We start from the raw sequence: 18,939 nt of genomic DNA, 5'->3' as shown, positions 1-18,939 counted from the left end.
TATTATGACAATGTATTTTTTCCCTACTCCATATAAAGATGAACTTTTATATAGTATTTTAGCAAGGTATTGTATTCAAAGTGGAAATTCTAATGCTATACAAAACTTTGATGACATGTTTGGAACAAGAAATATTATAGCTTCAATAGAACTATCGGGGAAATTAGATGCTTTAATTGCAAATATGCCTCTAAATACACTTTATACATCAGATTATTTTATTTTCAAACATACTTTATTTCCGTTTCTTGCATCCTTTGTTCCAGAAGAAAGAGCAAAAGATGTAATGAAGAATATGAAAAATGGTGATGTAGCTAATGCTTACAATATGTTAGGATTGACAGCAAGTAGTATTTCTTATAATAAGTATTTTCGATTTTGTCCAGAATGTATGAAAGAAGATATAAAAAATTATGGAGAAGCATATTGGCATAGACTTCACCAGATAACAGGAGTTTTTATATGCCCTAAGCATAAAGAGGTTTTATATGATAGCAGAATTTTAATGAGGGGAGCAAATAGACAAGCCTATATACCTGCTACTGTAGATAATTGTTTAGTTAAAGAAATGAAATCTTTTTCTGAGGATACTTTTAATAAACTACTATGGATTGCAGAAGATATAAAGAGCATATTAAACAAAAAATTTACTTTTCAATCCCTTAAAAAACATAATTATATCTATATGGAAAAGTTAATTGAAAAAGGTTTTGCAAACTTGAACACTATGGTTCATCAGAAGAAATTAAGGAAAGCTATATATGAGTTCTGGGGGGAAGAAGTTTTACAAATGCTTCAAAGCCCAATAGATTGTAACAAAGACTGTCACTGGCTAAATTCATTGGTAAGGGATAATAAAATTACTTCTCAACCGATTAGGCATCTGCTTGTGGCAAGGGCTTTAGGGCTTAAGACAATAGACCTTCTGGATAGTCAATCATATATTAATATAGAAAAAGACCATAAAGAGCAATGGGAGGATAAATTAATAGAACTATGTAAGCAAGATTTGAGTATAAGAGAAATAGCAATAGCATTAGATTCCACTCCAAAGACAATTAGAAAAAATATTGATAAATTAGGTATAGAACCATTTTGGAAATATAATGGTGGTGGAATGTTTATATATCAAGATTATAGAGATATGGATGATTTTAAAATTAGACAGAAAAATGCGAGGGAAAGATGGTTGGATTTAATGAAGAAAAATCCAAAGCTAAGTAGAAATAATTTAAAAAAGTTGGATGAAGGTCTTTATACTTGGCTTATAAGACATGATAAAGAATGGTTGGATAACAATGCTCCTGCAATCAAAAATCATAATCCACCTATTGACTGGAACCAGAGGGATGAAGAATTGCTACCACAGGTTAAAGAAGTTGTAAGCAAAATGCAAGACGGAAAACCTGAAAGAATTCGATGGACAACCATAGGAGGTAAACTTGGCATAAATGGATGGTTTTCAAAACGGAAAGACAAATTACCTAAGGTTAAGGCTTATTTAGACCCAATAGAAGAAACATTACAGGATTTCCATATAAGAAAAATAAAGTGGGCAATAGAGGAATTAGAAAGTGAAGGGGTAAGTATTAGTAAATGGAAGTTGATTGAAAAATCAGGAGTAAATGCAAGGTATATAGCTGATATAAAAGATAGAGTTAGTCAGGTGTTAAGAGAAAAGGGATATGATGAAGAATTGCTTAGTTAATATATAGGTAAAGATTTAGAGGAAGGGATATAAGGAATGATATTTCTTCTTTTATTTTGTGAAATAAATGTAGATATATGGTATTATAAGGGTGAAACTTTCAAAATATTTACATATTAAAGGGATAATAATTTGAAGTATATGGGTAGATAGAAGATAATTTAATATTAATAGAAGTGTTAAGGGGGAACTATTCATGAGTATTTCTACTACATTAAGTTCAATAAATCAAATTACAAAAGAGATAACAAGATTAGAGAAAGCTCTATTAGATGAAACCAAGAAAGAAGCTGATATTACTAAAAAAATAAATAGTACAAAGAAGAGTATAACTAAAAACACATCAGTTTCTACAGTAAATTCAAAATTAGGGCAAATTGAAAGATACGAGAATGATTTAGTCAAGACTCTAAACAAGAAAACGGATATAACAAAGAAGATAGCACAGAAAAGAGAAAAATTAAATAGCTTGAATCAAAAACTTCAGAAGGAAGAACAGGTAGAAAGCAAAAGAAGGCAAAAAGAACAAGAAAAAGTTCAAAAAAACTATGAAAATAGGATAGATGAATTAACAGCTCAACTTAAAAATAATGTTTCATCAAATATATCAGAGGTTGGAATAAATACATTAGATGAAACATTATTTGAAGAAAAGTATGATGTTTTTATTTCTCATGCTTCCGAGGATAAAGAAAGCTTTGTAAGGGAATTAGCTGATACATTGATGAAAGATTATAATATAAAGGTATGGTATGATGAGTTTTCTATAAAATGGGGAGATAGTTTAAGAAAAAGTATAGATAAAGGATTGAAGTCATCTAAATTTGGAATTGTTATCATTTCTAAGAGTTTTATTAAAAAGGGATGGACCAATTATGAATTAGATGGATTATTTCAAAAAGAAATGACATATGGAAAAACAATATTACCTATATGGCATGATATAACTAAAGATGAGGTACAGGATTTCAGTCCTTCTTTAGCTGGAAGAAAAGCATTAAATACATCAATGTATACAATCAAAGAAATTGCTGAGGAATTAAAAAATATATTAGATGAGTAATTATAATAAATCAAATAATTATAGTGGAGGAAGATAATGATATGAAGGATATTTTTTCCTATAATTCAGATGTTGATAAAAATGCATATATGAATTGGAGAATTGATAGACACAATAATATTAATAATATGATTACCATTGCAGATGGATATATGAAAGCATCAATTTTATTAGCTAAACAATCTATTGCAGATAATGATGATAAAAAGGCAGATATATTAATTTTCCCAATTTTATTTGATGCAAATCATGCTATTGAATTATATTTAAAGGCTATCAATTGGTCTTTAAACATACTTTTAGATAATGGTAAAAAGAATGAGGGTAATCATGATATTCAACAAATTTTTTCAAATGTATGTTCAAGAGTAAATGAGTTTGAAAAAGAAAAAGAAAAAAGAAAACAATTTAAAGATTTAACCAGTGATTTAAGAAATTATATAGATGAGTTGTATTCAGAAATAAAAAAGTCATCAGTTAAAACAAATAAAGATAATATGGATTTTTCACGATATCCTTTTGTCAAAGGATATATAAATCATTTTTATATAGAGGAATTTGATAATGTAGTTGTAGATTTAGAAAGTTTTATAACAAGATTTGAAGAAATAGGTAGGAATCTTGATAGTATAGCCAAGCATTATTTATATGATTATATACTTGAGGGGGAATAAAATATTAGGGAATAAAGTAATTATAAAATTTAAAAGGAAGCTGATATAGATGAGTAAGCTTTTACCAATAGCAGAGCTGATAAAGCAATTATTAGAATTAGAATTTAAAGAAGAAGCTAAATATACTTTGGAATCTAAAAAAGATTGGTTACTTAATATACCAGATAAAGACTTATATAAGGAATTCTGGGAAGATATATCTGATGTATATGGTGTATTAGTTGATGATAAATGGACATTAGATGATAAGTTAGGCCGTAAATCAAACTTTATAAAAAATGGTATGGCAAGAATAGATATTTGGTTTGAAGAACCATATAATTTTATTTGTGAATTTGATGAGAAACAACATTTTAACCAATATAGGCTTATGACATTAGAAAGAGGATATAAAAATTTAAAACCTTCCTTTGATTATAATTCTTATTATGATTTATCCAGTAAATCTATTGTTAACCCAGGGAAAAGTGGCTTTCATAAATTAAAAGGTAAGGACATTTTATTTCCTGAAATTCTTAAAGGAGACAAACAAGATAATAGAATAAGACAGAGAGCATTTAGGGATTATCTTAAAGATATAGTTCCTGTTAAATTAGGATACAACCCTACAGTTAGAATAAATTATCAAGTCACTAATAATAAGATTAAGGATTTTACAAAAGAGGATTTGGAAAACATAAAAAGGTATCTATATGATAATGATATATTCCAGAAAGCATTATTGAAAGATAGTAGAGGTAGAGTTAGAGTTTAAAACAAAGGAGTATAGGGGGATATAGAGATGAGAATAGTCTTTTTTAACATTTCTTATATGAATTTCTATAAGGGAAAAGAAGATGATATTATGGCTGGCAATTTTCGATATGTAAGAGAAAAGGGAGATGGAGGGGAGAAACATAACTTTGCTCCATGGATAGTAGATGGAAGAGAAGTTTGTTATGGATTTGTAGAACCAGGATTCACCAAAGGTGGTTATGAAAAAGGCAGACAAAGACAAATGCATATTCAAAAGATTAAGGATGCAGGTAATCCAGGAGAGAAATTGGACAATGTACTGGTGGTTTGGTGTGCAAAATTACCAGAATCAAAACATTCAGTAATAGTTGGTTGGTATAAAGATGCAACAGTTTATAGAAATGTTAATTTGCTACCCTATGATAAAGATACCGATAGGGGGTTACCAGAGTTTGGATATTGGTATAATGTAGTTGCAGATAAAGGGAATTGCGTACTCCTCCCAATTGAAGAAAGGAAAAGAGATAAGTGGAGAGCTTATCGTAAGCGACAAAATACGGATAATTTTGGATTTGGACAAAGTAATATGTGGTATGCAAGAGAAGAAAGTGCACAAAAATATGTATCAGATATAATTAAACAGATAGAAGAATATAACGGTGATAACATGGTCTAAGGTATATAAGTAAATTTGTATAAAATAAGAACTTTATTTTTGTAATTTTAAAATATAGTAAATATTAGGGGGTATTATAAAATGGGGATACTTAGTTTTTTGGGATTTATAATTGGTTTTATATGGTTTTTACTCAGATTATTTAAGAAGGGGAAGAAAAAACAACCTTTAATTTTTATGCTCATTTGTTTTGTAACCTTTATAGTATCGGTATCTATGTATGATGATTCATCTCATGTAGATAATGAAGAAAAGCAAATTGAAAGAGGTGAAATATTGAACATATCAGATTTGCATAATTATGAGTGGGGAGATGTCGCTGTAGATGCCTTAAATTCTATTGGTGTAGAAGAGATAGAAGAAATTAAAACAGAGGTTGTTAAAGATTCATCTGTTTCTTTTAAAATAACAACCTCAAAAGGAAGATTATGGATTTGGGTAGAGTCTAATTATAGTGATATATGGAGTGTAAAATGGATAAAGGATTATGATAGCCACAATTACTACTATATAAATGAAGAAGAAAAGTATGTTGGTGATAGTTTATTAAAGGAAGATATCTATTCTTTTGAAACAGGAGAGATAAAAGAAAAAGCAGATGTTAATGCAGTAAAGGCATATTACGATAATTTAGAAACTGAAAGAGAAAAGGAACGAGCGAAACGAGAGAAGGAAGAGATGGAAGCTATTACTACTGAATTTCTTGAAATTTATAATGCCTTTAAATCAAATGAACTTGTGGCTAATGATAAGTATAAAGGCAATAGATATACTATGATTGGAAGATTTGAAACTGTAGAAGAAGATGGACTTTTCAATACTTTATTTAAAGAAATAGGAGTTACTGTTATTGTAAAAGTTAATGATAAAACATATAATTTATGGTGTAAATTTGATGAATCTGAAAGAGAAAAACTTAAAAAATACTCGAAGGGAGATATAATTAAATTTACAGGTGAATGTATAAGCTGGGGAAGCTGGACAGATTGTAAAGTAGAATAAATATAAAATATAAGTTTAAAAACTTAGGAAAATATATTTTAATACTTTCACAAATATAAGGAGAAAAAGAACATGAAAATAATTAATTTATTTAATAAGGGTAAAAAAAGTATTACTATTAAGAATACATCTTGGGCTTTAATTTCAAATATTGACGCAATGGAGTTTCAGGTTGATTTATATAAGCAAGATTTCAAGGAGATAATGGAAAATATGTTTCCACAATACAACATTGAACTTGATATTGTTGATGATGTAGATTGTTTTTTTTATCCTAAAATAAAGGGAAATATTACAGAAACAGAAAAATCAGAACTCATTGAAGCTGTATATTCAGATGCATTAATTACTCTTCATGCAAATGAAAAATATTATATATCAAATACTAAAGATACTGAATCTAACGATATTAAAGATAATAATCTAAAAAGACATTATCATAAAGATGATTCACAATGCATTATAGATGGTAGATATGATTTGTCAAATTTTAAAGAAAGAGAGCTAACATCAGTAGAGTTGTATTTTTTAAAGTATATAGCAACTATAAAATCAAATCCTCTTAAGAGTATATCTGGAGATTGGACTCATGATTATCATCTAAAATACCAAGATGTTTTAAATCAGTTTGTAGGTCAAAAATTAGTAGAAGTTGAAGAGTTAAGTTTAAGTGAAAAAATAAATCTCATTCATACAGTGGATGATTTAAAAGGAATCTTAAAATTCAAAGAACTTCCAGTTAAAGGAACAAAGCCTACTTTAATTGAAAGAATGATTGAGAACTCTGATGAAAATGAACTAAAGGATTATAGAAATCAAAGATATATTAGATATAAACTAACGGAAAAAGGAATGGAATTAACAACCCCACTTAATCCTTCGATAACGAGAGATATGGAATTGGAAGATAAAAGTTATCATTTGGTTTTGAATAATGAAATAGATAAAGCTTATAAGATTATATCAAGCTTTAAAGCACAAAAAGATTTTCCAGGCTTAGGAATTCAAATTAATATAAGTGGAAATGAGAAAGCTATAATTGAGTTAGATGATGTGAAGTTATTTAAATATAATAAATTAATTAATATAAATCTTAATTTGCCAGAAAATATAAGAGATAAGCAAAAAAATATTAATTCTTGCATAATAGTTGGTGATATGTTTGGCTGTAAATCTTTTGAAATTACAAAGTTAATTGAACGATTAATTAACACAGGACTTGATGATGAACAAATTAATAAGTATGTAGATTATGGATTATCTTTTATTCGATAAGATTAAGTACCTTCTTTAATCTTAAATCCTTATATGTATACTTTGTCCCCATAAAATAAAGTTCTTCAACAAGTAAATAAAGTTCTTCAAAGCAGGAGAGTCTTAGATTAAATTCCAAGAAACCTCCTGCTTTTTTATATCCCTTTTTCCTTCCTCTTACCCTTCAACCTTTGAAATCACAACCTTCTCTTTCCCTTATCCTTATCCCTTAAACCTTATTCCTGTTCCAATTCTTTGAAGAACTTTATTTTCATTTGCCTTTTCCCTTTCTCTTTCTTCTTTTCCTTTCAATATTCCTTCAACCCCTTGAAATTACTTGATTCCCTTAATTCTTTTCACTTATTCCTAAATCCTTATCCCTGCTTAAATCCCTTGAAGAACTTTATTTTCATGGTAAAATGGGAATGTAGGAAAATGGAGGGGTTGGAGGGATGGGAGCTTGAAGAACTTTATTTTCAGGTTACATATATGTTTACATCAAATAAAGTCCTATCATTATGCAAATTCTTGATGGGAGTAAATAAAATTGTTTCAGTAAACATGGTTTAGAAGGGATAAGGAATCTCAGTTAAGCCATGTTTTTTTTATTAGGTTTTCAAGAGTAAAGGAAATAAGGATAAGGTTTAAGTCTGGTAAAATCAATGAAATGGAAGGTTAAATAGACAAGAAAAATGGATAAAATTATCCTTTTAAAATATCGTAAGAGTACAAAACGAAAAAATATAGTTATCAAATTGAATTTTAAATATATTTTGAAAAGATAAAGGAATATTATGATATTATAACAGTTAAGGAGGTGATTTTAATGGCAATAAATTTTGGCGTTACACTAGGTGTACTCCATGCAAGGTCTATTGATAAACAGACTGCGAGCTTTGCATGGAGTAGAGATATCGCTGCATAGTATGATTCTGTTTATCATTTAGGCTTTGCACCCTTAAATACTTTAATATTTTAAGGAGCGGGGTCTATATGAAAAACAAATTAATTTTAAAACCATACAAGAAGGAATTTGATTATTCTTATACTTCTGGTGCATATGCAACTTATGAGTTGATAGAAATTAAGCCGGAAATTGTTAAAGCAGTTTATATCCATTCGAGATATTCTAACAAAGAGGAAATGGAAAGGGTTTGTAGAGATAATAAAATCACTTTTTTGTATGATGATAAAACTTTTATTCGAATAAGTCAGAAAGAGAATAGCTATATTATTGGAGTGTTTGAAAAACATTCATATATTTTGGACAAATCAAAACCTCATGTAGTTCTTGTAAACCCAAGTGATATGGGAAATATAGGAACTATAATAAGGACCATGGCAGGATTTAACATACATAATCTTGCAATAATTACTCCAGCAGCTGATATATTTAATCCTAAAACCATTAGGGCTTCTATGGGGGCGTTGTTTAGAATTAATTTTCAGTTATTCAATTCTTTTGAAGAATATAGACAAATATACTCAAGACATTGGTGTTATCCTTTTATGCTTAAGGGAGAAATATGCTTGAATATTGATAATTGTTCAGAAGGAAATCTTTTTAGTTTAATATTCGGCAACGAAGCAACAGGGCTTGATGAAAGTTTTCTAGGTATAGGGACAAGTGTAAAAATCCCTTCTTCAGATCTTGTTGACTCATTAAATTTATCAATTGCAGCAGGAATAGGCATTTTTACTTTTGCAAGTAAAAATGGTCTTATATAAAAAATTCTTTAAAGGCAGGAGAAAGAATGGACTAAAATCCAAGAAATCTCCTGCTTTTTTATTTGAAAAATTTAAATTTTAAGTTATAGATATAAAAAATTATATTAACAGCAATTTGAGTATTATTAAAACATATCAATAAATTTTTAGAATAGATAAATCCTATTTAACATACTGGAGATTAAATGTTATACTACTCAATGAAAAAGGAAATTGTTAGAAGTTTATCATATATTTTAGAATAATTTTTAGAAATGACGGATTAATTAGGAGGAAATATTATGAGAGATTATATTAGAAAGCGTATTACTACTGGAATCTTGACAATATTATTTTCTTTTTGTTTAACCTTTTTTTTAATTAGATATGCTCCAGGAAATCCTATAAAAGTTTTAGCAGGTACAGAAAATCCTAATCCAGAGCTTATAGAACATTTAACAGCTAAATACGGATTAGACAAATCTATTCCAATCCAGTTTGGTAATTATATAAAAAATATATTGAAAGGTGATCTTGGATATTCCTATATGAGCAATGAGCCTGTGTCAAAGTTAATCGGTGAAAAGTTATTTGCCACAATTTTACTTACTTTAACAGGGGTTATATTGTCAGTTATAGTAGGAACATTTTTAGGTGTATATGCAGCAAGGAAAGCAGGGTCTATATTTGATAGGCTTATGTGCAGTGCTTGCTATGTTTTTGATGCTATTCCTGGCTTTTGGCTTGGATTAATTTTGATACTTATATTTGCATCTAAATTTGGAATTTTACCTACTTCAGGAATGTATGATTTAAGAGCAGAACATCAAGGGTTTGCTCGTGTTTTAGACGTTGTAAAGCATATGATTTTACCTGTCAGTACCCTATTTATAATTCAGATGCCAATGTATTTCAGAATAGCTAGATCCTCAGTTTTGCAAACTATGTCAGAGGACTTTATTTTGACTTTAAGAGCAGCAGGAATGAAAGAAAATAAGATATTTAATAAATATGTGTTGAGAAATGCTATAATCCCTACTATTACAAAACTCAGCTTATCTTTGGCATTTATAATTAGTGGAGTAGCTTTGATAGAGATAGTTTTCGCATGGCCCGGTATGGGCAGACTTATTATGGATGCAATAATGAAAAGGGATTATCCATTGCTAACAGGTGTATATCTGATGATCTCTGTATCTATTTGTGTAGTTATGATTATTACTGATATTATCTATGCCTTAATAGATCCAAGAATTAGGCTTGAATAAGGATGTGCTATATTATGAAGAATGTGCAATATATATTGAAGAAAATATGCTCTAGTAAGGAACTATTGATTGGCATTACAATTCTTATAATATTGATTTTAGTAGCAATATTGTCCCCCTTTATTGCTACTAATGATCCTTATTTTTTAAACGATGATTTAACTGCAAGGCCTTCTTCTAAATATATTTTTGGTACTGATGGTTTAGGCAGAGATGTATTTAGCATGGTAGTTTGGGGTGCTAGGACATCATTAAAGGTAGGAATTGTAGTTGCTTTTATATCGTCGATTATAGGGACATTAATAGGAGGTATTGCAGGATATTTAGGGGGAAAGACCGATAAAATAATTTCTGAGATAATAAATGTTTTTTTAATGCTACCAACCTTTTTTCTAATATTAATTATTATTGCAATCTATGGCAGCAGTTTAACTAATATAATAGTTGTCATGGCATTAACAAGCTGGACAGGCACTGCAAGATTGATGCGTTCCCAAGCAATATCCTTAAGAGAAAGGACATTTATAAAAAGCGCTCAAACCATTGGTGAAGGCAATATTAGAATATTGTTTAGGCATATTATACCTAATGGAATTTTCCCCATTATAGCAGATTCCACAATGGCTATATCGTCAGCAATATTATCTGAGGCAGGCTTATCTTTCTTGGGTCTTGGAGACCCCAATGTTATAAGCTGGGGCAAGATAATTGCAAATGGAAAAGTATACCTCCCACGAAGCTGGTGGATATGCACTTTTCCAGGTTTGGCAATTGTATGTACAGTGCTTTCCTTCTATTTAATTGGAGAAGGAATGAATCATCTGTTAAACCCTAAATTTAATGGGAAAGACTGAGGAGGATAAAATGTCATTACTTAATATAAATAATCTAAATATTGTATATAAAGTTAAAGGGAAAAAGATTAAAGCAGTGAAGGATTTATCTTTGAATATAGAATCAGAGGATTCTGTTGGAATAGTCGGTGAATCCGGGTCAGGAAAGTCAACATTTGCTATGTCGATTCTTAGTCTCCTTCCCAAGGAAATAACAGAAATAACGGGAGATATTATATTTGATGGAACTGATCTATTAAAAATAGATGAAGAAAGATTGAGACAAATAAAGTGGAAGGAAATTGCATATGTTTTCCAAAAATCAATGAATTCCCTAAGTCCCGTACATAAAATCGGGCTTCAAATGAATGATATATATAAAATTCATGAGGCACATGCTACAGATAAAGATACTAAGGAGAGAATACTTGAACTATTTAATCTTGTGAATCTATCGGAGGGAGTATATAATCTTTATCCTCATGAATTATCAGGAGGAATGATCCAAAGAGTCAGTATAGCTCTTAGTTTGCTTCATTACCCGAGGCTATTGATATTAGATGAGGCAACAACTGCCTTAGATGTTGTGACACAAGGACAGATACTTGAGGAGATAATGGAGCTTGAAGAAAAGTTAAAATTGACAAGAATAATGATAACTCATGATGTGTCAGTAGTATCTTTAACATGTAAAAAGGTTGCAGTGATGTACGCAGGTTACCTTCTTGAATCAGGATATGTGGAAGATGTCCTTAGTTTGCCTAAGCATCCTTATACTAGGGAGCTTTTGAATTCCTATCCATCTCTTACAGGAGAGAGAAATAGGTTAAAGGGGATTCCAGGTTCTTTTCCAGATCTTAGTGTGGTACATAGGGGATGCATTTTTGCTGATAGATGCAAAGATTCTATGGATATATGCTTTGTCAGAGAGCCAAAGACCGTACAGATATCAAATGATTGGAAGGTAGCATGTCATTTAGTGGGAGGTGAATATAATGACTAGCCTCATAACGGTAAAGGATTTAAGAAAATGGTATGTTCAAAAAAAGAAACAAACTATCAAGGCTGTAGATGGAGTTAGCTTTTCCCTTGAAAGAGGAAACATATTGGGAATAATAGGTGAGTCTGGCTGTGGTAAATCTACTTTGGGAAAATTATTAGTTGCTTTAGAGAGTCCCACAGAAGGAATTATTGAATTTGAAGGCAAGTCTATTGAATACATATTGAGAAATAAAGATTTAAAATTCAGGAGAGATTGTCAAATGATTTTCCAAAATCCATTTGATACCTTTGACCCTAGAGATAATGTTAAAAGGATATTGACTACTGCGTTAAAGATACATGATATAGGAAATTCTGAGGAAGAAAGAATAAATATTTGTATATCAGCTATGGAGAAAGCAGGTATAAGACCAGCAAAGGACTATCTTTCCAGATATCCACATGAGCTTTCTGGAGGACAGCTTCAAAGAATATCTATAATTAGATCTATGCTATTAAATCCCAAGATTATTATTGCTGATGAGCCTGTTTCTATGCTGGATGTATCAGTTCGTGCAGATATAATAAATCTATTGTTACAGCTCACTGAGGAGCGAGGGGCTGGAATGATATTTATAAGTCATGATATTGCAACCACACGTTATATATCCCATAGGATTGCAGTAATGTATTTAGGTAAAATAGTTGAGATTGGGCAAACAGACGATGTAATACATAATCCAAGGCATCCATATACAAAGGCATTGATTTCAAACTGTGGATCTATAAATCCATTTGATAATAAAGATTTAATTAGAATAAAGGGTGAACCGCCTACTCCTGTTGATACAGGTCCAGGATGTTATTTTGCTCCAAGATGCTATAAGGCAGGTGAAAAGTGTAATAAATCATATCCTATTATGGAAGAGGTGGGAGATAATCATTATGCAAGCTGTTTTTATTTATTTAATTAAGGAATTCATTCCTTAATTAAATAAATAAAAAATGAAAGGAGAGGTGAAAAAATATTCCAATGACAAAGAAATTCATTGGATTAGCTTGAGATAAAATAATTAATCAAGCTGTATAAGTAAATATATTACATATAAAAAAATGGAGGGAAAGTAAATGAGAAAAATATCTTTACTTCTTGTTATAGTTCTATGCCTTGGACTATTTACAGGATGTGCTAAGAAAAATGAAGTACCAGAAGCTAATAAAACAGAGGATGTGGCAAAAATTGACTCTGAGCCAGAGGTTTCATCTGAACCTAAGGAAGGTGGAACATTTATAGCAAGTGTATCTAGAGAACCTCAAACATATAATCCTGATGCTCATTCTGATGATGGTGCATATCCAGTGATTCAAAATATTTTCAATAAGCTTGTAAAGATCAATGGATATGATCAAGTGGTTCCAGATCTTGCTAAAGAATGGGAATTCTCTGAAGATGCTAAAACCGTAACATTTCATCTACAAGAAAATGTTAAATGGCATGATGGCAAAGATTTCAGCTCAGAGGACGTAAAGTGGACTTTTGATCAGATAATAAAGGAAAAGGGATTTGCTTCAGCATCACTTTCAGATATTGAAGAAATTATATGTCCTGACAAAAATACAGTAGTATTTAAGCTTAAAGGGCCTAATTCAGGATTGTTAGGATATATAGCATGGTTTGGAACATATATAATGCCAAAGCATATATATGAAGGAACTGATTGGTTAGAAAATCCTGCAAATCAAAGTCCAATAGGTACTGGTCCATTTAAATTTGTAGAGCATAAAAAGGGACAAAGTGTAACTATTGAAAGAAATGATGAATACTGGGGAGATAAACCATATTTAGATAAGGTAGTGTTCTCTATAATTCCAGAGCAGAGTACTGCTTACCAAGCATGGCTAAATGGAGAAACCGACGAAAATAAACATGGGGTTCCTGCTAATGAGCTTAGTGGATTTGAAAACAATCCAGATTATATAATATATGATAAACTTTGGCCAAACAAAGGCTATATACATTTTAATGTAAATAAGGGTAAGTTTGCTGACTTAAAGGTCAGACAAGCAGTAGCTTATGGTATAGATAGAGATGAAATTTTTACTAAGGCATTAAAAGGCATTGGCGAAAAAGCGGAATATTTCATATCACCTCTTTATGATTGGGCAATAAATGAAGATGCAAAACTTCCAGAAAGGGATATTGAAAAAGCGAAAGCTTTACTTGAAGAAGCAGGATATAAGGCTGATGATAATGGAATCTATTTTACTACAACAGTGGATACTTATCCTGGATTTGATGATATAGTAGAAGTTCTTAAATCAAATTTCAAAGAATTCGGCATAGATCTACAAGTTAATGCAATGGATGATGCAGCTTATGATGAGAAGGTTTGGTTTGGACGTGATTTTGAATTAACAATGCTTGGCGGATACCAAGGACCAGATATATCGGCAATAGGAAATCGTATTGGTGTAGGTACTTCAATGAATCTAGGGGAATATAATAATCCTAGAGTAGAAGAATTATTGAAACAAGGGGTAATCTTATCTTCAGAAGAAGACAGAGCACCTATATATAAAGAAATACAAAAAATATTATCAGAGGATCTTCCAAATATATTTTTATATGAAAAGGGAGCAAAGATAGTGGTTAAATCTTATGTAAAAGGTCATCCGGCAGGAGAGGCTGTGGAAAAAGCATCAGAATCTGAATATACTTATATATGGCTAGATAAATAATATAGATAAAATGAGGGACAATACTATTGTCCCTCATTTTATCTATAAAAATTAAGGGTGTAGAAGAATACTTGGATTATTGTAATTAAATAAAAGTGTAGACAATAACTGCCTCATACTTATTTTGCTTTAATTCTATTTTCTCTTAAAGAACCTTATGTTTATTTACAATAAATCTCCTTAATTATTAAAGTATTATTCCCTTTTAAAAAAATGAATAAATTATTCTATACATTAAATTTGTCATATGTCTCCGTCTATGATTATATAGTATGCGAAAAGGTATATATGAAAACATTAAAATAGATAAATCAAGATATATAATTCTTCTTTCCCTATCTAATTGAATCAAAACTTACTTATCAATCCCCAACAACCAATCGACACTAACCTTAAGTATCTTAGAAAATGCTACCAGTTCCATATCAGTAATAATTCTTTTCTGTTGTTCAATTTTTGAAATACTTGCCCTATCTACATAGACAGCAAGTGTTTCAAGTTTTGCTGATAATTCCTGTTGTGTAAGCTTGCTTTTTAGTCTTGCAATTTTTATTCTAGGTCCTGCAACATTACGCTCTTTAGAATCTAATATTAACTTCATAATATACCACCTTTTTGTTCTTTATTGGAACACTTGTATTTTATCCAAAACTATGTAATAATATGTTCTAATAAAGAACAAAATTTTAAAATGGGGGATATTTATTATGCCTAAAGGGGATAAACATAAGGAAATAATTCGTATTGTATTAGACAAGAGATGTAATATAGAATATACAAGCATAGATAATCAAAATGCTATATCTTATATTGAAAAACTAAAGATTTTACAAAGATTGTCTGATGATTTACCATTTCAATATGAGTTAGGTGATTATTATGTAACCCTTGACAAGGTTAATATTACCAATAAATTATACTATTTAATTACAATCGTAGATGAATATAATAAGTGTAGTAATTGCAGTAAGGTATTTATTGATAAAGTCACAGGACTATATAATCGTAACTACTGGGAGAGATTCATCAATGATGAAATGCTTAATCTTAGGACAGAAAGTTTTACTCTGATAATTATTGATGTGGATAATTTAAAGAGAATAAATGATATACATGGTCATACAGCAGGTGATAAAGCCATTGAGATTGTAGGAGAAGGAATTAAAAAGTGTATAAGGAAAAATGATGTAGGGTTAAGGTATGGAGGAGACGAATTTATAATTTTGCTTTTTAAACAAGATAAAAATATAGCTTATAAAATTATAGAAAGAATTAGGAGAGAAATTCACAATCTATCTGTAGATTATGGATTAAATATTCAATTTAGTGCAGGAGTTGCTTACAGCAATTCATTTAAAAATATGGTAGATATAATTACTATGGCAGATAAAGATTTATACAAAGAAAAAGCATTAAAAAAAACAAATGAGTGTTAAAAAAGATGATTCGAAAATAGAAATTAATAAAAAGATAAGAAAAATATAAATCAGGAAGTATTAGAAATAAGCAAACAACTAAATAAATTATAAATATTTAATAGATATATATAAATTTAATTTTGTTTATTTTGATTCCAGTAACAATATTGTTAAGATTTTATTATTAAAGATCTATGGAGTATTATGGGTAAGTACTATATAATGAGAATAGAAGTAGTACAAATATTCTAATAAATATTAAAATGAAAGCAATATCTTGGTTACAGAATTAAAATAATATATTTTAGGTAGGTGGAAATTATGAGAAGAAAAGATAGAGAAATGAGTAAAGAATTTGGATTAGAAGTTATAGATAAGGCAAGATATGGTGTTATTTCAATGATTGATGAATATAATGAACCTTATGGAATTCCTCTTTCTATTGTAAGGGATAAAAGCACCTTATATTTTCACTCAGCTATGGATGGAAGAAAGGTAAAGATATTTGAGAAAAACCCTAATGTTAGTATATCATTCATAGGAGAAATAAAGATTCCAGAAAAGTATACTAAAGGTGAACTAGATGAAATAGCAAAGGATGAATCTAAAGCAGTATTACTTATTAGTAGTGTTTTTACAACGGAGTATGAATCGGCAGTTGTGAAAGGTAAGGTAAGATTAGTAGAAGATGAAGAAGAAAAAATAAAAGCCATGAGGCTAATATGTGAAAAATATACTTCCACAAAAATGGATTACTTTGATATAGCAGTTAAATCAGGATTAAAAAGGACTAATATATATGAAGTAGAGATAGAAGAAATTACTGCTAAAAGAAAGAAATATGATAAGAATGGTGAAGAAATGAAATGGGGTAGAATGGAGTAAGATTTCAAATGAACAAGTAGGAGCACTAAAATATAGAATTGATTTCAAAAGATAGTATTAGTGGTTTTCTTAGAGGTTTAGCATACTTCATCTAATGTATTCTTTACTATGTGCCAATAAAATAAAGTTCCTTATAATCAGGAGAGAGCATGGGCTAAAGTCTAGGCTCTCTTTGATCTTTTTGTAGTTTTTATTTTGTGAAGGATTTATGTTTTGTGGTATTATAAAATGAGAAATATAAATATGACTATTAAATCAATATAATAATGATAAAGATATTTAAAGAAATAAATTGGGAAAAAGCCAATACTAACTTAACAAAATACTTTTATGAATATATAATAAAGAGAATAGATATTGATGTAATATGGAAATTTGCACTTAATCACATAAATGTAATTAAAAATTCTTATTTATTGGAAAGAGTATTGAAAGAAAATTTACTAGTAGAAATAGAAGAAAATATTAAAATTATATTAAATAATTTTGCATAATCATAAGAGGTGAATATATGAATATAAAAGAATTAAAAGTAAAAAATATTGACATTTATTCTATGACCTTTTCAGGTATATTATATTTAGGTCTTGGAGTATTATTTTTGACTCAAAAAGCAACTGTCATATTTGCAGTAAAGAATATTTTAAATTTACTAGTTATACTTTTTTGTATAACAGCAATCTTTCAAATCATAGGATTTTCTCCTATTAATAAAAAGAAATTTACTTCAATATCTAGATTATTTGGATTTATACTTAATCTAACTATGGCGTATATTATTTATTTTAAACCTAAATTGATTATTTCCATATTCCCAATGTTTTTCGGAATATATGGCTTCTTTGGAGGAATAATTAGACTTTTAATTTATATCCAATATAAGAAAAATCATGTAGAAAGAAGGTTCTTTGTAGTTATAGAATCCATGATTTTAATATTTCTTGGAATAATTATAATGATTTATCCTCTATCAGCTATTTTACCTATCTCCAATGCAATTGGAATATTTTTTATTCTCTACGGAATTTCATTTATTATAGATGCTTTATTAGATGGATTATCCATAGAGGCAAAAGATTCTTTGAAAAGAAGAGTTAGAATTAATCTTCCCATATTTATGGTTGCATTTATTCCACATAAGATCTTGATGAAAATCAATAAGGCTTTTGAAACTGAAAAATTAAGTCTAGAAGATTTAATAATATCAAAAGAAAACACTGATTTTGATTTAGAAGTTTTAATACATGTAGGAGATAAAGGCGTTTCTGCTTTTGGTCATGTGGATATTTGGTTTGAGGATAGGGTAATGACTTATGGCAGTTATGATGAGGATACTTATAAATTAGCAGGCATCATATCTGATGGAGTTTTAATAGAAGTCTTTGATAAAGAGAAATATATAGAGTTTTCTCAAGAATATATGGGAAAAACCTTATTTGGATTTGGTTTAAAGCTTAATAAAAATCAGAAGAAAAGGGTAAGAGATAGAATCGAAGATATTCGTAAAAACTTGTATGAATGGCATCCTAAAAGCCAAAAAGATGAAGAGTTAGGGATAATACCTGCAAATCCCCATAAAGATTATGCAAGTATAGTATATGAACGGTTAAAAGGGGATTTTTATAAGTTTATTAAGGGACCATTTAAGACATATTTTGCTTTAAATACAAATTGTGTTCTCTTAGCAGATACTATAGTTGGGCAGGCAGGAATAGATTTAGTAAAAATCCAAGGATTGATTTCACCAGGAGCTTATTTTGAGTATTTTAATAGGGAGTTTTCAAGAAAAAACAGCTTTGTAATATCCAGAATTATATACTATAAAGATGGCAGAAAAAATGAAAAATAGTCAAAGAATAAATGAATAAAGATTGATTAAATCCTAGAAGTATTTTCAAGAGAAATCTTGTAAGTATTTTTAGGATTTTTAATTTTACCTTATGTTCTATTCCATTATATGGAATATATTCCATAACAAGTCAAGAACAAATTCAAC

Annotated in this window: 18 protein-coding genes; 17 read left to right on the top strand and 1 reads right to left on the bottom strand. The window is 29.3% G+C overall.

All coding sequences use genetic code 11. The annotated features are described in order from the left end of the window. The first annotated feature begins 4 nt into the window (after window positions 1–4). The 13 genes from KQI41_RS17345 (at window position 5) to KQI41_RS17285 (ending at window position 14,640) form a co-directional block, all read left to right on the top strand. Window positions 5–1,708, top strand: coding sequence for a TnsD family Tn7-like transposition protein (locus KQI41_RS17345; protein ID WP_216585821.1), 1,704 nt, complete (start codon window positions 5–7; stop codon window positions 1,706–1,708). 196 nt (window positions 1,709–1,904) lie between these two features. After that, window positions 1,905–2,771, top strand: coding sequence for a toll/interleukin-1 receptor domain-containing protein (locus KQI41_RS17340; protein WP_216585820.1), 867 nt, complete (start codon window positions 1,905–1,907; stop codon window positions 2,769–2,771). Window positions 2,772–2,812: 41 nt separating this feature from the next. Beyond that, on the top strand, window positions 2,813–3,445 hold the full coding sequence (locus KQI41_RS17335; RefSeq protein WP_216585819.1) for a hypothetical protein: 633 nt from the start codon (window positions 2,813–2,815) through the stop codon (window positions 3,443–3,445). A 49-nt stretch (window positions 3,446–3,494) separates the two neighbouring features. Beyond that, window positions 3,495–4,199 (top strand): DUF7255 family protein, encoded by a 705-nt coding sequence (locus KQI41_RS17330; protein WP_216585818.1) that lies wholly within the window; start codon window positions 3,495–3,497, stop codon window positions 4,197–4,199. 27 nt (window positions 4,200–4,226) lie between these two features. Next, window positions 4,227–4,856 carry a hypothetical protein gene (locus KQI41_RS17325; protein WP_216585817.1) on the top strand — a complete coding sequence of 210 codons (630 nt, stop codon included), beginning with the start codon at window positions 4,227–4,229 and terminating at the stop codon, window positions 4,854–4,856. A gap of 81 nt (window positions 4,857–4,937) precedes the next feature. Then, the gene (locus tag KQI41_RS17320; protein WP_216585816.1) at window positions 4,938–5,858 is read left to right on the top strand and encodes an OB-fold protein; all 921 of its coding nucleotides are present in this window, start codon (window positions 4,938–4,940) and stop codon (window positions 5,856–5,858) included. Window positions 5,859–5,930: 72 nt separating this feature from the next. Then, the gene (locus KQI41_RS17315; protein ID WP_216585815.1) at window positions 5,931–7,133 is read left to right on the top strand and encodes an SAP domain-containing protein; all 1,203 of its coding nucleotides are present in this window, start codon (window positions 5,931–5,933) and stop codon (window positions 7,131–7,133) included. 972 nt (window positions 7,134–8,105) lie between these two features. Then, window positions 8,106–8,840 carry a TrmH family RNA methyltransferase gene (locus KQI41_RS17310; RefSeq protein ID WP_154440600.1) on the top strand — a complete coding sequence of 245 codons (735 nt, stop codon included), beginning with the start codon at window positions 8,106–8,108 and terminating at the stop codon, window positions 8,838–8,840. Window positions 8,841–9,121: 281 nt separating this feature from the next. Further along, window positions 9,122–10,087: an ABC transporter permease gene (locus KQI41_RS17305; protein WP_154440599.1), complete on the top strand. Its 966-nt coding sequence runs from the start codon at window positions 9,122–9,124 to the stop codon at window positions 10,085–10,087. 14 nt (window positions 10,088–10,101) lie between these two features. Next, complete coding sequence (locus tag KQI41_RS17300) at window positions 10,102–10,941, top strand: ABC transporter permease (protein ID WP_244971116.1); 840 nt, start codon at window positions 10,102–10,104, stop codon at window positions 10,939–10,941. 10 nt (window positions 10,942–10,951) lie between these two features. Continuing rightward, complete coding sequence (locus tag KQI41_RS17295) at window positions 10,952–11,923, top strand: ABC transporter ATP-binding protein (RefSeq protein ID WP_216585814.1); 972 nt, start codon at window positions 10,952–10,954, stop codon at window positions 11,921–11,923. After that, complete coding sequence (locus KQI41_RS17290) at window positions 11,916–12,875, top strand: ABC transporter ATP-binding protein (RefSeq protein ID WP_216585813.1); 960 nt, start codon at window positions 11,916–11,918, stop codon at window positions 12,873–12,875. Before KQI41_RS17295 ends, KQI41_RS17290 begins: the two co-directional genes overlap by 8 nt. 154 nt (window positions 12,876–13,029) lie before the next feature. Continuing rightward, window positions 13,030–14,640 (top strand): ABC transporter substrate-binding protein, encoded by a 1,611-nt coding sequence (locus KQI41_RS17285; protein WP_216585812.1) that lies wholly within the window; start codon window positions 13,030–13,032, stop codon window positions 14,638–14,640. A 355-nt stretch (window positions 14,641–14,995) separates the two neighbouring features. On the opposite strand, the gene KQI41_RS17280 is transcribed toward KQI41_RS17285, so the two are convergent. Further along, window positions 14,996–15,241, bottom strand: a complete 246-nt coding sequence (locus KQI41_RS17280) for a helix-turn-helix domain-containing protein (RefSeq protein WP_154440589.1) — start codon at window positions 15,239–15,241, stop codon at window positions 14,996–14,998. Window positions 15,242–15,347: 106 nt separating this feature from the next. Between KQI41_RS17280 and KQI41_RS17275 the strand changes: the two genes are divergently transcribed. From KQI41_RS17275 to KQI41_RS17260, 4 genes are all read left to right on the top strand, one after another. Continuing rightward, window positions 15,348–16,076 carry a GGDEF domain-containing protein gene (locus KQI41_RS17275; RefSeq protein ID WP_216585811.1) on the top strand — a complete coding sequence of 243 codons (729 nt, stop codon included), beginning with the start codon at window positions 15,348–15,350 and terminating at the stop codon, window positions 16,074–16,076. Between the two features lie 303 nt (window positions 16,077–16,379). Beyond that, entirely contained in the window at window positions 16,380–16,943 is a 564-nt protein-coding gene (locus KQI41_RS17270) for a pyridoxamine 5'-phosphate oxidase family protein (protein WP_216585810.1), read from the top strand. 266 nt (window positions 16,944–17,209) lie between these two features. After that, window positions 17,210–17,437: a hypothetical protein gene (locus KQI41_RS17265; protein WP_216585809.1), complete on the top strand. Its 228-nt coding sequence runs from the start codon at window positions 17,210–17,212 to the stop codon at window positions 17,435–17,437. 17 nt (window positions 17,438–17,454) lie between these two features. After that, window positions 17,455–18,792, top strand: a complete 1,338-nt coding sequence (locus KQI41_RS17260; protein WP_216585808.1) for an HdeD family acid-resistance protein — start codon at window positions 17,455–17,457, stop codon at window positions 18,790–18,792. Window positions 18,793–18,939: the final 147 nt, after the last annotated feature.

It is taken from the genome of Tissierella pigra, from assembly GCF_018917845.1.
Lineage (GTDB): Bacteria > Bacillota > Clostridia > Tissierellales > Tissierellaceae > Tissierella > Tissierella pigra.
This window is presented reverse-complemented; position numbering and strand designations above follow the sequence as displayed.